The sequence below is a fragment of the Citrobacter sp. Ct235 genome (assembly GCF_030332305.1).
In the GTDB taxonomy this organism is placed as follows: domain Bacteria; phylum Pseudomonadota; class Gammaproteobacteria; order Enterobacterales; family Enterobacteriaceae; genus Citrobacter_A; species Citrobacter_A telavivensis.
This window is the reverse complement of sequence record NZ_JAOWIC010000011.1, coordinates 1-336: the sequence shown is the minus strand read 5'-3', so window position 1 is coordinate 336 and position 336 is coordinate 1. Positions and strand designations below refer to the sequence as shown.

1 tRNA gene is annotated in these 336 nt (G+C 47.6%); it reads left to right on the top strand.

The window, feature by feature from the left end:
- The first annotated feature begins 104 nt into the window (after window positions 1-104).
- Window positions 105-180, top strand: a tRNA-Glu gene (locus OGY35_RS01025).
- The last annotated feature ends 156 nt before the right edge of the window (window positions 181-336 follow it).

Here is a 336-nt window from a genome sequence, read left to right as displayed (position 1 = left end):
CGGTTGGATCACCTCCTTACCTTAAAGAACCTGCCTTTGTAGTGTCCACACAGATTGTCTGATGAAAAGTGAATAGCAAGGCGTCTTGCGATTGAGACTTCAGTGTCCCCTTCGTCTAGAGGCCCAGGACACCGCCCTTTCACGGCGGTAACAGGGGTTCGAATCCCCTAGGGGACGCCACTTGCTGGTTCGTAAGTGAAAGTTGCCGACCTCCGTATCTCAAAACTGACTCAGTGAGTCACGTTTGAGATATTTGCTCTTTAAAAATCTGGATCAAGCTGAAAATTGAAACGACACACAGTCAATGTGTGTTCGAGTCTCTCAAATTTTCGCAAC